This window comes from Enterococcus sp. DIV0210g (assembly GCF_050559705.1).
In the GTDB taxonomy this organism is placed as follows: Bacteria; Bacillota; Bacilli; order Lactobacillales; family Enterococcaceae; genus Enterococcus_B; species Enterococcus_B faecalis_A.
Genome location: NZ_CP187903.1, coordinates 398,267 through 412,218 on the forward strand (window position 1 = coordinate 398,267; position 13,952 = coordinate 412,218).

The 13,952-nt window shown below is 39.1% G+C and carries 12 protein-coding genes; 8 read left to right on the forward strand and 4 right to left on the reverse strand.

What is annotated here, in order from left to right:
• Window positions 1-88: 88 nt before the first annotated feature.
• The gene (locus tag IGI64_RS01960) at window positions 89-799 is read left to right on the forward strand and encodes an MgtC/SapB family protein (protein WP_429939319.1); all 711 of its coding nucleotides are present in this window, start codon (window positions 89-91) and stop codon (window positions 797-799) included.
• A 155-nt stretch (window positions 800-954) separates the two neighbouring features.
• On the opposite strand, the gene IGI64_RS01965 is transcribed toward IGI64_RS01960, so the two are convergent.
• Complete coding sequence (locus IGI64_RS01965; protein WP_429939320.1) at window positions 955-1,671, reverse strand: DUF92 domain-containing protein; 717 nt, start codon at window positions 1,669-1,671, stop codon at window positions 955-957.
• Between the two features lie 106 nt (window positions 1,672-1,777).
• On the opposite strand from IGI64_RS01965, the gene IGI64_RS01970 reads away from it, so the two are divergent.
• The gene (locus IGI64_RS01970; RefSeq protein WP_016625078.1) at window positions 1,778-2,911 is read left to right on the forward strand and encodes an AI-2E family transporter; all 1,134 of its coding nucleotides are present in this window, start codon (window positions 1,778-1,780) and stop codon (window positions 2,909-2,911) included.
• Between the two features lie 40 nt (window positions 2,912-2,951).
• On the opposite strand, the gene nrdF is transcribed toward IGI64_RS01970, so the two are convergent.
• The 3 genes from nrdF to nrdH form a co-directional block, all read right to left on the reverse strand.
• Window positions 2,952-3,917 (reverse strand): class 1b ribonucleoside-diphosphate reductase subunit beta, encoded by a 966-nt coding sequence (nrdF, locus tag IGI64_RS01975; protein ID WP_016625077.1) that lies wholly within the window; start codon window positions 3,915-3,917, stop codon window positions 2,952-2,954.
• A gap of 54 nt (window positions 3,918-3,971) precedes the next feature.
• Complete coding sequence (gene nrdE, locus IGI64_RS01980; RefSeq protein ID WP_429939321.1) at window positions 3,972-6,131, reverse strand: class 1b ribonucleoside-diphosphate reductase subunit alpha; 2,160 nt, start codon at window positions 6,129-6,131, stop codon at window positions 3,972-3,974.
• Window positions 6,132-6,307: 176 nt separating this feature from the next.
• Complete coding sequence (gene nrdH, locus IGI64_RS01985; RefSeq protein ID WP_016625075.1) at window positions 6,308-6,532, reverse strand: glutaredoxin-like protein NrdH; 225 nt, start codon at window positions 6,530-6,532, stop codon at window positions 6,308-6,310.
• A gap of 393 nt (window positions 6,533-6,925) precedes the next feature.
• Here nrdH and IGI64_RS01990 point away from each other — a divergent pair, with 393 nt between their 5' ends.
• The 6 genes from IGI64_RS01990 to IGI64_RS02015 all read left to right on the forward strand — a co-directional run bounded on the left by IGI64_RS01990 (window position 6,926) and on the right by IGI64_RS02015 (window position 13,714).
• Entirely contained in the window at window positions 6,926-7,399 is a 474-nt protein-coding gene (locus IGI64_RS01990; RefSeq protein ID WP_429939322.1) for a FeoA family protein, read from the forward strand.
• Window positions 7,396-9,528, forward strand: a complete 2,133-nt coding sequence (feoB, locus tag IGI64_RS01995; protein WP_429939323.1) for a ferrous iron transport protein B — start codon at window positions 7,396-7,398, stop codon at window positions 9,526-9,528. Before IGI64_RS01990 ends, feoB begins: the two co-directional genes overlap by 4 nt.
• Window position 9,529: 1 nt before the next feature.
• Window positions 9,530-9,658, forward strand: coding sequence for a FeoB-associated Cys-rich membrane protein (locus IGI64_RS02000; protein WP_154213313.1), 129 nt, complete (start codon window positions 9,530-9,532; stop codon window positions 9,656-9,658).
• A 103-nt stretch (window positions 9,659-9,761) separates the two neighbouring features.
• Window positions 9,762-10,394 carry a GntR family transcriptional regulator gene (locus tag IGI64_RS02005; protein WP_016625072.1) on the forward strand — a complete coding sequence of 211 codons (633 nt, stop codon included), beginning with the start codon at window positions 9,762-9,764 and terminating at the stop codon, window positions 10,392-10,394.
• A gap of 421 nt (window positions 10,395-10,815) precedes the next feature.
• Entirely contained in the window at window positions 10,816-12,009 is a 1,194-nt protein-coding gene (locus tag IGI64_RS02010; protein WP_429939324.1) for a quaternary amine ABC transporter ATP-binding protein, read from the forward strand.
• The gene (locus IGI64_RS02015) at window positions 12,002-13,714 is read left to right on the forward strand and encodes an ABC transporter permease/substrate binding protein (RefSeq protein WP_429939325.1); all 1,713 of its coding nucleotides are present in this window, start codon (window positions 12,002-12,004) and stop codon (window positions 13,712-13,714) included. The genes IGI64_RS02010 and IGI64_RS02015 overlap by 8 nt, the downstream gene beginning before the upstream one ends.
• Window positions 13,715-13,952 lie beyond the last annotated feature (238 nt).

Here is a 13,952-nt window from a genome sequence, read left to right on the forward strand (position 1 = left end):
TTTTGTTGTTTTTTAACTTTCAATAGTATAAAGCTATTTTTTGTTTGTCATGTTCGGCCATGGTATAGTAATTTAAGAGGTGAGGTCCATGGTAGATATGGTTTTAACGATTCCAGAAATTATTTTAAGGTTAAGTATTGCCATGCTGTTTGGCGGTGTAATTGGTTTTGAACGACAATATAAAAATCGTCCGGCCGGTATGCGAACACATATTTTGGTTTGTATGGGTGCATGTATCATTGCTTTGATCCAGTCAGAAATTGCCAGCAGTGCGATGCGAGACGCCATCAATCATCCAGATTTAGCTGGAGTGATCCGTTCTGATGAAGCGCGATTAATTGCGCAAGTAGTCAGCGGTATTGGTTTTCTTGGTGCGGGTACGATCATTGTCACGAAGCGTTCTGTCACTGGGTTAACAACAGCCGCGTCATTATGGGCGAGTGCTGGGTTGGGGATCGCGATTGGAATGGGGTTTTATCCAATTGCTATCACAAGCTTCCTCGGTGTTTTAGCCGCCTTGACTTTAGTGAAAAAAGTGATCCACGTACCGACGATGAAAAAATTGGAGATTCAATATATCCATCGAAAAGAAACCAAGGATTTTTTGACAGAATACTTTGAATCAAAAAAAATCACCATCGAAAATGTGAATTTCGATGTGAAGTTTGTTGAAGATTATCAAATCTACACAAATATCTATACGATCGATTTGCCAAGAGGCGTGACTTATACAGAAGTGATTGAGGAGTTATCTGTTTATAAAAATATAATAAAGCTCAGATTAGTAACAATATCTTGAGTATACAATCAAAAAACGAACGAATGGAAAATTTTTTATAACCCCCATTTGTTCGTTTTTTTCTACTTATTAAAAATAAAAAGAACCAATTATCCAGCTGAATAAAGTCACTAAGCTAGTCGCAAAAAAGTTCGTCCAATTATTCGTAAACCAGCTCAGCCCTGCACTTTTTTTGTTTCTGTTTGATGATGGCTCCTTTTTTCAGTCAGTTCTCCGCAAATTTGACAACGGTAAATGACTTGGAAAACAGCGCCTAAAAGACTATCGATCAAGGAACCAAGGATACCTAATAAGAACGGAAGCCAGAAATAATGAGCGGCAGCTAAATGAAATAAAGAAAGAGAATACAGCAGATAAAATAAGCCAGATAGAAAACCAGCACCGCAGATGGAGGCAAATGTACCTAAAATACTGATGCCGCCGGATATTCCGGTAGGCATCGTTCGAAAAGTGAGAATGGAACGGGGGACTTTTTTGCTTAGGGTACCAATCTCAGAAGCCCAAGTATCCGCGGCAGCGCTGGAAATACTCGCCGCATAGCCCATCAAAAACAATTCATTCTGTGTTTGGAAAAAGAAAAGCAGACTGCACACCCCTGGCAGCAAATTTGCCAAAACTTGTTTATGATTTCTCGTTTCCGTAAGTTGAGGAGAACGAGTCAATCTTTTTTTGCTTAATGAAATCATACCTGAACTGAAAAAAAGAGCGCCAGCGAGCAAAACGCTGTACCAAGGGCCAGTGCCGATGATGGTCGTTCCTAAAATTAGAGCAGCAATCCCGCCTGAAAAGGAAAGTGTTTTGGTCAAAACAGCAGCAAGACTGACAATGAGGCTAATGATAAAACCAAGCAAAAGTTGATAAAAAAGAATCATTTTTCTCTATTCTCCAATCGCCGTTTTTTCTGTAAGTTTATCATAAAAGGTGCGAGAATGATTTTAGAAATGGTAAAATAAAAGTATCAAAAGTTGGAGGAGATTTATGCAGTCACGTTTTAAACAGTCGAAGTTGTTTTTTTGGACAGCAGAATTAGTTTTGACCATTGTTGGTGTCTATTTTATCTTACAGATGCCGCATCTTTTCAGCCCAATCTTGACTATGCTTTCAGCGATTTTCTTACCATTGCTAGTCGCAGGATTTCTTTACTACATGTTTGATCCAATCGTTGTTTTTTTGGAAAAAAGAAAAGTACCGCGCGTTTTAGGTTTTTTGATTTCGTTTGCTGTGTTACTGATCATTATCATACTAATGGCGATGAATGTCGTACCTCAATTGGCAGAGCAAGCAATCCAGCTGACCCAAAGTCTTCCTGCTTATGCAGAAGAGACCAGCAAATGGCTGAACGAACTGGCACAACGAGAAGACTTGCGAGGATTTAATCTGGAAGAACAGTTAGCTAATGCAAATTTATCGATCAGCAATTTGATCAATTTGGCAATCGTAAGTGTTACTTCAGGGTTATCGCGTATTGTCGGAGCGATGATGAAATTTTTGGTCCTTCTTTTCACCGTACCGTTTATTTTACTTTTTATGTTCAAAGATGGGCATAAATTTATTGATGCGTTATCGCCATTTTTTCCACAGCGTATTCGCGGTGAGCTGCGCCAAACCGTGCGGGAATTGAATGAAACTCTTTCTGCTTATATCAGCAGTACCGTTTTAGATGCATTTATCATTGGGATTTTGAGCTTTATTGCCATGACGATTTTTGGACAGCCATATAGCCTTTTATTAGCAGTTTTTTGTGCGGTCACGAATATCATTCCTTATGTAGGACCATTTATCGGTGCAGTTCCGGCTGTGGCGGTGGGGTTATTTGTGTCACCGTGGCAAGCACTCTACATGGCGTTATCGATCTTGGTCATCCAGCAGCTAGACGGAAACCTGATCAAACCGCTGTTATTCGGAAAATCATTAAACATCCATCCATTAACGATCATTTTGGTTTTGATTGGGGCAGGAAGTGTTGCCGGGATCATTGGTATGCTGATCTGTATCCCTGTTTATGCAGTAATCAAAACGTTGACTTTGAATATTCGAAAAATCTATTTGTTGAGAAAAGAAACGGCGATCATCCAGCCGGAAAAGCAAGAGAAGAAAAATGAACTGATTTAAAAAAAAGCCCCTCCGCTTTTAAAGCGGAGGGGCTTCTGTTTTATTCTAAACCAATCAAATAATCATCATCATTCATTGCTTCTACATTCCCAAGCAAGTAGCCGTTTCCTACTTGTGAGAAGAAGTCATGGTTGCTTGTACCTGTTGAGATACCGTTCATAACGATTGGATTGACATCATTAGCAGAGTCAGGGAATAGCGGATCCATCCCTAGATTCATCAATGCTTTATTGGCATTGTAACGCAAGAATGTTTTTACTTCTTCCGTCCAGCCGACTGCATCATACAATTCTTCTGTATAGCGTTCTTCATTTTCATATAACTCATACAGCAAATTATACATCCAGTCTTTCAACGCTTCTTGTTCTTCTTCAGGCAATTCGTTATAGCCTAATTGGAATTTGTAGCCGATATATGTGCCGTGGACAGATTCATCGCGAATGATCAATTTGATGATTTCAGCGACGTTTGCCAGTTTGTTATTTCCTAGATAATAAAGCGGTGTGTAAAAGCCAGAATAAAACAAGAATGTTTCTAAAAAGACGCTGGCGATTTTTTTCTCTAATGGTGAACCATTTTTATAGATTTCATTGATCCGTTCTGCTTTTTTCTGCAAGTATGGATTGGTGTTCGTCCATTCAAAGATTTCTTCGATTTCTGCTTTGGTATTCAATGTGCTGAAAATAGAAGAATAGCTTTTGGCATGAACAGATTCCATAAATTGGATATTATTCAAAACAGCTTCTTCATGCGGTGTACGAACATCTGCACGCAAACGTTCCATTCCGCTTTCTGACTGCACCGTATCCAATAAAGTAAGTCCGCCGAAGACATGTCCTACGATCTCTTTTTCAAGATCAGAAAGAGTGCGCCAATCATCTAAGTCGTTTGATAAAGGAATACGTGTGTCTAACCAAAATTGTTCTGTTAGTTTTTCCCACGTCGATTTATCGATGATATCCTCGATTTCATTCCAGTTTATAGCTTCATAGTAAGTTTCTGACATAAAGATTCTCCTTTTATTCCTGAGAGATAGACGTTCAAAAAGTGACGAGCTGATTTAGATGACACAACTTTCACATTGGTTGCTGCCGATTTCTTCCGCATCATCTGTAAAGGTACGAACATAATAAATCGATTTGATCCCTTTATGGAAAGCATAATGTCTCAAGATGTTCAAATCACGTGTGGATTGTTTTGAGTTTGTTTTCCATTCATAAAGGCCTTCAGGAATCTCTGAACGCATGAACAATGTCAAACTCATTCCTTGGTCCACGTGTTCTTGTGCTGCGGCATAAATGTCGATCACTTTACGCATATCCATATCGTAAGCAGAAGTATAGTAAGGGATCGTTTCGTTTGACAAGTAAGGAGCAGGGTAATAGATTTTACCGATTTTCTTTTCTTGACGTTCTTCGATCATACGTGTGATTGGGTGGATACTTGCACTTGTATCATTGATATAAGAGATTGATCCGTTTGGCGCTACTGCTAGACGATTTTGATGGTAAAGACCGTCTTTCATGATTGCTTGTTTTAATTCTTCCCAATCTTCTGCTGTTGGAATAAAGATTCCTTCAAAAAGATTTTTGACTTTTTCTGATTTCGGCTGATATTGGCCGCTGACATACTTGTCAAAATAAGTGCCGTTTGCATAATCTGATTTTTCAAAGTTATGGAAAACTTGTTTTCTTTCGCGAGCGATATTGTTGCTTTCTACTAATGTCCAGTAGTTCAACAACATGAAATAAACATTAGTAAAATCGATAGAATCTTCTGATCCGTATGCCATTTGTTGTTTTGCAAAATAAGTATGCAGTCCCATGGCGCCTAAACCAATCGTATGATTCAAACGATTGCCGTTTTGGATAGGAGGAACAACATCGATTTCAGAAGCATCTGTGATATATGTCAACGCGCGTGTCATCGTACGAACAGATCTTCCAAAATCTGGACTGTCCATCAAGTTGACGATGTTCGTTGAACCAAGATTACATGAAATGTCTGTACCAAGTTCTTCGTATTCTTGTTTTCCATTGATGACAGAAGGTGTTTGGACTTGAAGAATCTCTGAACACAAGTTGCTCATGATGATTTTTCCGTCAATCGGGTTGGCACGGTTTGCTGTGTCAACGTTCACGATATAAGGATAACCAGATTCTTGCTGTAATTTAGAAATTTCGTTTTCTAGATCACGTGCTTTGATTTTTTGTTTGCGGATATTTGGATTTGCGACCATGTTGTCATATTCTTTTGTGATATCGACATAAGAATATGGTACACCGTATTCTTTTTCCACACTATAAGGGCTGAATAGGTACATTTCTTCATTTTTACGTGTCAATTCATAGAATTTATCTGGTACAAGTACTCCAAGAGACAAAGTTTTCACCCGGATTTTTTCATCTGCATTTTCTTTTTTAGCAGAAAGGAATGAAATGATATCTGGGTGGAAAACATTTAGGTAAACAACTCCGGCACCTTGACGTTGGCCAAGCTGGTTAGAATAGCTGAAGCTGTCTTCGAATAATTTCATTACAGGAACAACACCGCTGGCAGCTCCTTCATATCCTTTGATTGGTGCGCCGGCTTCGCGAAGATTGGATAAAGTGATCCCAACACCGCCGCCGATTCGTGAAAGCTGTAAAGCAGAGTTGATCGAGCGTCCGATCGAATTCATGTCATCTGTCACTTGAATCAGGAAACAAGAAACAAGTTCACCCCGGCGTTTACGTCCAGCATTCAAGAAAGAAGGTGTAGCAGGCTGGTAACGCTGATGGATCATTTCGTCCGCTAAAGCTAAAGCCAATTCTTCATTTCCGTTCGCAAAATAAAGCGCATTGAAGGCCACACGATCTTCATAAGTTTCAAGATAAGCTGTACCATCATTTGTTTTCAACGCATATTGCGAATAGAATTTATAAGCCGCCATGAAAGATTTGAATTCAAAATGCTGCTCGTCCAAGAAATGATAAAGTTTCTCGATAAAACGGTCAGAATATAATTGGATGAATTCTTCCTCCAAATAATCATGTTTGATCAGATAATCGATTTTTTCTTTTGGCGAAGAAAAAGTCAGTGTGTTCGGCTCAACATTTTCTTTAAAGAAGGCAGCCAACGCATCTTTATCTTTATTTAAAGGAATCTGTCCGTTGACAGGTCGATTGATTTCATTGTTCAGTTTAAAATAGCTTACATCTTTTAACTCTTTGAGGCTCATAATGTACTCAACCTTTCATAGTGCAAGAGTTCTAGTTAAAATCCTCTTGGCACGACTTTTTTATATAATAATGAGAATAACAGCTGAATGAAAAGAAGAAAAAGCCAATACTTTAAAAAAAGGATTTGGGGCAAAAGCCTTCAAATCCAATCATTTTTGTACTGCTTTAGTTTTCTTTAGCTAGCAAGTTTACGAAGTTGATCTGGGCGGAAGCCAATAACAGTTTCAGCGTCTGAAGTAATTACTGGGACACTTTGGAAACCTTGATCTTTCAGCCAATCAATAGCGGCGGGTTGTTCATCGATGTTCACTTCTTCGAAATCGATGTGATTTTCAGTTAAAAAACGTTTGACCATTTTACATTGCATACAATTATTTTTAGAGAAGATTTTTACGTTCATGGGAGAGTCCTCCTTCTACAAGTTTTCTACAAAGACTAGTATAAAACTCTGAATGAAAAAGTCAATCATAAAACACTACATATGGTGTTGTGGAAATTGTGGAATACTAAATTTTGTGTTTTTGAAAAAGAAGTGAAAGCAGACGCTGAGCGGAGAAATAAAAGTTTCGGCTGTTGAAAAGTTGTGGAAAACTATTTTTAATTTATTTTTTCTCATTTTTAGAGCAAAAATAGTGAGGTTTCGCTCATTGAATCACAAGGTCTGTTGACATTCATTAGCGGGGGCAGTATCCTATGTGAGAATGATTCTCAATATCGTAGTTATTATAGGAAATAACCAGTAAATATCATAGTCCGTTCGTTGCAAGAATGATTTCACAAGTGAGGGGTCTGTATGCAAACTTTAGCACAAGCAAAACAACATTTAGTTTACCATGTAGAAAAAATCTGTACGGAAGAAAATGTGAAAAGACATTTACAAAATATCGGGGTAACACCAGGAAGCAAAGTTGTAGTAGTGAATATGTCAGGAGAGAACGCTATTTTATTAGTGAAAAGTCAGCGCGTAGCTGTCAGCCGTGAGCTGTTAAGCCAAATCTTTATCCAAAAAACCCAAACTTCTGCTGAAAGCTGGGCTTCTCTAGAACAATTGAAAGCAGGAGAAAGCGGAACGGTGGTCGCTGTCCATGGTCAAGGTGCAGTGAAAAGAAGGCTGATGGATATGGGGCTTACGAGAAATGTCCAAGTATCGATCCGCAAGCTTGCTCCTTTAGGTGATCCAATCGAATTGACAGTTCGGGGATACGAGTTGACACTTCGAAAAACAGAAGCGGAACTGATCCTCGTGCAAAGGGAGGAACAAGGATGAATATCGCATTAGTTGGCAACCCCAACAGCGGAAAAACCAGTTTGTTCAATCTATTGACTGGATCGAATCAATATGTAGGGAATTGGCCGGGCGTAACAGTAGAAAAAAAAGAAGGATTACTGAAAAAGCACCCAGATATCTATATCCAAGACTTGCCTGGTATCTATTCGCTTTCACCTTATACACCGGAAGAAGTGATTGCCAGAGATTATTTGGTCCATGAAAAACCTGAATTGATCATCAACATCATCGATGCCTCAAATATAGAAAGAAATCTTTACTTAACCACCCAATTGCTTGATTTAGGGATTCCGATGATCATTGGGTTGAATATGATGGATGTGATAAAAAAAGAAGGAAAGAAAATCAATTTAGAAAAGCTTTCTTATGGGCTTGGCGTTCCTGTTTTGCCTATCAGCGCACTAAAAAAACAAGGCACAGAAAAACTAATTGAAAAAATGATTGCAGCTTCAAAAAACTCCCCAGAGCTTCCTGAACCTTGTGCGTACGATGCACGTTTAGAAGCTGCTTTGCATGAAATCGAAGACATATTAGCAGAAAAAAGCAGCAAAAAACGCTGGTATGCAATGAAGTATTTTGAACGAGATCAAAAAGCGATGGAAGAATATGGTGCTTCTGCTTCTCAAGAAAAAGAGATCGAACAACTGATCCAGCTGACAGAAAAAATCTTTGAAGATGACAGTGAAACGGTCCTCGTAAACGAACGTTATGAATTTATCACGCAGTTATGTGCGTTGTGTGTAGTATCCAATGATTCTTTTCAATTGTCGATGAGCGACAAAATCGACCAAATCGCAACGAATCGCTGGCTGGCTTTACCACTTTTCGCGTTTGTTATGTGGCTGATTTATTATCTTGCTATTCAAACAGTAGGAACCATGGGGACAGATTGGATCAATGATACGGTGTTCGGGGCCTGGATCCCAGAAAAAGTTGGTCATCTTTTAGCGCAATGGCAAGTAGCTGATTGGATGCAGCAATTGATCTTAAATGGGATCATTGCTGGCGTTGGAGCAGTTTTAGGTTTCTTACCGCAATTGATCGTCTTGTTTTTGTGTTTGAGCTTTTTAGAAGATTGCGGCTACATGGCAAGAATCGCGTTTGTTATGGATCGTCTTTTCAGAAAATTTGGCCTCTCTGGAAAATCTTTTATTCCGATGCTGATTGCTACAGGTTGCGGTGTTCCAGGTGTCATGGCCAGCCGAACGATTGAAAATGAACAAGATCGGCGGTTGACGATCATGGTGACCACATTTATGCCTTGTTCTGCAAAGCTGCCAATCATCGCTTTAGTAGCAGGTGCATTTTTCCCGCATCGTTCTTGGGTAGCGCCATCTGCTTATTTCCTGGGAATGACAGCTATTATTTTATCAGGGATCAGTTTGAAAAAAACACGTTTATTTTCTGGTGATACAACACCTTTTATTATGGAATTGCCAACCTATCATTTGCCGCAGTGGTCTGCGATTTTGCGTCAAACCTATGATCGAAGCAAATCGTTTGTCAAAAAAGCTGGAACAATTATTTTTGTTTCGAGTATCGTTATCTGGTTTAGCTCTTCTTATAATTTTGTTGGGGAAGCTGTTTCAGAAAATCAAAGTATCTTAGCCTTTTTTGGGCGAATAGCCGCCGTTCTTTTTCAACCGCTGGGGTGGGGGAATTGGCAAGGAACAGTGGCAGCAATTACTGGTTTAGTTGCTAAAGAAAATATTATCGGCACATTTGGTATCTTATTTGGGCAGAGCGAAGTGTCTGAAAATGGCCGTGAAATTTGGCAAACGCTGCAACAGACCTACACACCAGCAGCGGCTTACGCATTATTAGCGTTTAATTTGCTTTGTGCACCTTGTTTCGCAGCAATTGGCGCCATACATCGAGAAATGAATGCCAGCAAATGGACGTGGATCGCTATTGGTTATCAATGTGGTCTGGCTTATCTTGTTAGTTTTATCCTTTATCAATTTGGGCATTTATTAGAAGGCGGTTCTATCGTGATGAGTACGTATCTTGCTGGTCTATTAACGATTGGTGTGATTTATGCTTTGTTCCGCAAGCCGAAAAGAGTGAAGACAAAGTATCCGGTACTTTCTTTAGAAGGGGAGAAATGAGATGGCTACATTTTTATTAAGTATTCTGATATTTGGAAGTGCAGGTTTCATTGTGTATAAACGTTTAAAATCAGGTAAATCTTGTGATGAGTGCAAAACGTCTTGTCCTGTGAAAAAAGCTAGTAAATAAAATAAACAGAAAAGTAAACCATCGGGCGCTGTTTTTTAGCGCCCTCTTTTGCTTATTTTGTCAGGGCATAGTAAGATGAAGAAAAAAAGGAAAGAGGAATAAAATGGCTGGGAAAAAGAAGATCGTTCGCCCACGCTACCAGCAGATTGCCGTAGATTTAGCAGAGCGAATCGTTGAAAACAGATATAAAGTAGGCGAAAAAATCCATGCACGTTCCACTTTAGCAAGTACATATAACGCTTCTCCGGAAACGACCAGAAAAGCAATCAATGTATTAGTAGATTTGGGTATCATGGAAGTGCGCCATGGAAGCGGGGCTTTTGTTTCTTCCAAAGAAAAAGCAAAAGAATTCCTGCTGCAATATCAAGATGTCCAATCGATCCAGGAAACCAAAGCAGAGATTATGGAAAGTGTGGAAAAGCAAAAGGAAGAATTGGATAATTTTTCACAGCTGCTAGACCAGCTTGTCAATCAAACCAAGCGGATCCACAAAATGAATCCGCTGCTGCCGTTTGAGCTTCAACTGACCAAACATGCCAAACATTTAGATCGTTCTATTAGCGAGTTGAATATTTGGCAAGAAACAGGAGCAACCGTTATTGCGATTTCCCACGAAGAAGAATTGCTTGTTTCACCAGGTCCGTATGCTAAATTGAGCGAAGGGGATACTGTGCATTTTATCGGAAATGAGTATACGTTGCAGCGGATGAATAACTTTTTTTATCCGGAAGTGTAGAGGTTGTGAAAAAGCTGTTCAGCTCTGAGCGATAAGACTCTTTTTTACTGGGAAATAGCTTTTCATATTTCCCAGTAAAAAAGCTTATCGCCGAAAGAGCTAGCTTTTGAACACCGTTTAAGTAGAGGTCGTGAATGAACCGTTCAGTTTCTTGCATCGTCAATAAGAAATCCCAGTTGTTTACTGCAAAAAATAAATTTTTTCATGTTTTTTTATAGTAGAAATTGAACACTTTTCATTGCGGCAGGCCTTGCACAGCTAAGGGAAAACACTTTTTAGACAAAAAGAGGAAAATGACATAACTGGTGTCATTTTCCTCTTTTTCTTTTTTGACAAAGTGACCACACGATGTTACCCTAGTGTAGTCACTTTTTTCAGAAAGTAAAATGAAAATACATAAAAAGAGAAAAGGAGAATCGTTTTGAGGAAACTTGAAGTAAAAAATTTAACAAAGATTTTCGGCAAAAAAACGCAAACTGCTCTTGAAATGATCAAGGATAGACAGTCCAAAACAGACATTTTGAAAAAAACAGGAGCAACAGTCGGTGTTTACGATGTGAACTTTGATGTAGAAGAAGGCGAGATTTTCGTAATCATGGGGCTTTCCGGAAGTGGGAAATCAACATTGATCCGATTATTGAATCGATTGATCGAACCAACTTCTGGCGATATCTATATTGATGGCAAAGATATTGCGAAGTTAAGTAAAGAAGAACTGAGAGAAGTCCGCAGACATAAAATAAACATGGTATTTCAAAATTTTGGTTTATTTCCCCATCGGACGATTTTAGAAAATACAGAATATGGATTAGAAGTTCGTGGAGTGCCAAAAGAAGAAAGAACCAAAAAAGCAGAGCAAGCGCTGGAAAATTCAGGATTGCTTTCATTTAAAGATCAGCTTCCAAATCAGCTTTCTGGAGGAATGCAGCAACGTGTTGGTTTAGCCAGAGCGTTAGCAAATGATCCAGAAATCTTATTGATGGACGAAGCATTTTCTGCGTTAGATCCGTTGATTCGAAGAGAAATGCAAGATGAACTGCTTGAGCTGCAAGCGACTGTTCAAAAAACGATCATTTTTATTACACATGATTTAAATGAGGCACTTCGAATCGGTGACCGGATTGCTTTGATGAAAGATGGACAAATCATGCAGATCGGAACTGGTGAAGAAATATTGACGAACCCGGCAAATGAATATGTCCGAGAATTCGTTGAAGAAGTTGACCGTTCGAAAGTATTGACGGCGCAAAATATCATGGTTCCAGCGTTGACAGCGACACTTGAAATAGATGGACCAAATGTTGCCTTGACAAAAATGCGTAAAGAAGAGGTCAGCATGTTGATGGTCGTTGATAAAAAACGTCATTTGAAAGGGATCATCACTGCGGAAGCAGCACTGGAAGCCAGAAAACAAAAACGCCCGCTTGCTGATTTCATCGATGAGAATGTAACGGTGATCGACAAAGATATGCTAGTCAATGATATTTTCAATGTGATTTATGACTCGCCGACACCATTAGCTGTAGTTGACGGTGAAAAATTAAAAGGGGTCGTTATCCGAGGCAGCGTTCTAGAAGCTTTGGCAGAAACAAGTGAGGTGACCGAACATGAATAATTTATTAAACTACCGCTTACCAATTGCAGATGGAGTCGAAAAATTAACCGATTGGCTGACAACGACATTTGCTGGATTGTTTTCTTTTCTTCAAACGATTGGGCAACATGTCATGGATGGCATTACGAATTTACTGCTGCTGATTCCAGCGCCAATCTTCATTTTATTGATGGGTGTTATAGCATTCTTTATTTCAAAAAAACGTCCTGGATTGACGATCTTTACGTTGGTCGGATTATGGTTTATCTATAATCAAGGATTATGGAATGACTTGATGAGTACTGTAACACTTGTATTGTTATCAAGTGTGATTTCAATCGTGATCGGCGTGCCGTTAGGGATATTAATGGCAAAAAATGATCGCGCACAAAACATTATCAAACCAATTCTTGACTTTATGCAAACAATGCCTGGATTTGTTTATTTGATTCCAGCAGTCGCATTTTTTGGGATCGGAATGGTTCCTGGTGTCTTTGCCTCAGTGATTTTCGCATTGCCGCCAACTGTTCGTTTTGCTAATCTAGGTATTCGCCAAGTGCCAAAAGAACTGGTTGAAGCTTCTGATTCTTTCGGCGGTACTAGCTGGCAGAAGTTGTTCAAATTAGAGTTGCCGTTAGCTAAAGGAACGATTATGGCTGGGATCAATCAAACAACGATGCTTTCCTTATCCATGGTTGTTATTGCTTCAATGATCGGGGCGCCCGGTTTAGGTAGAGGTGTGCTTTCAGCTTTACAACGCGCACAAGTCGGTAATGGCTTTGTTAATGGTGTGGCATTGGTTATTTTGGCAATCATCATTGACCGTTTTACTCAACATTTGAATCAGCCGCGTGTAAAAAAAGCGCAACGTGTTTCTAAAAAACAACGTATCTATCTTGCTGCAGCTGCAATCGTTGTTTTGATTGGTGCAATCGGCGCAGGTACTGTTTTTTCTGATAAAGCAGATAAAACAATCAATTTGTCTTACGTAGAATGGGATACAGAAGTTGCTTCGACCAATGTTGTCGGAGAAGTGTTAAAAGAAATGGGTTATAAAGTAAATCTTACACCATTAGATAATTCGATTATGTGGGAATCTGTAGCAAAGGGCGAGTCTGACGGAATGGTCGCAGCCTGGCTGCCAAAAACCCATGGCTCGCAATATGATAAATATAAAAATGAAGTAACAGATTTAGGGGCCAATTTAGAAGGTGCGAAAGTAGGTATTGCTGTTCCTTCCTATATGGATGTGGATTCTATTGAAGATTTAACGGATGAAGCTGGACAAAAAATCACTGGGATCGAGCCAGGTGCAGGCGTAGTGAAAGCTGCTGAAAACACGATCGGTACTTATGACAATCTGAAAAACTGGTCCGTGGAAACTTCTTCTTCAGGTGCAATGACTGTAGCGCTAGGCCAAGCTATCAAAAAGAAAGAGCCAATTGTTATTACAGGCTGGTCGCCACATTGGATGTTCGCAAAATATGATTTGAAATATTTAGCTGATCCGAAGAACGGTATGGGCAAAGAAGAAAAAATCCATACGATAGTAAGAAAAGATCTTAAAGAAGATGCGCCAGATGCTTACAAAGTATTAGATAATTTCCATTGGGACGAAAAAGACATGGAAAAAGTCATGCTAGCCATCAATAATGGCAAAGATCCGCAAGAAGCTGCAAAAGAGTGGATCAAAGAAAATCAAGACAAAGTTGAAAGATGGAAATAAAAAAGAACGCTTGTGTTGATAGCATCATGACAAACTTATAATTTCTACTTTCATTTAAAAAGAAAAAGAGACAAAATACTAAGGATAATGTTTTTCCACAGCAAAGCTACCAAGTAAAATTGGTAGCTTTTTCTGTTTCACGATAAAATTTTATTCGTTTGAAAAGAAAAGTTTCCCCTTGACTTAATCTTAAGGTTAACAAGTAACATAAATATATCAAAGGTTAGAAAAGGAGAGC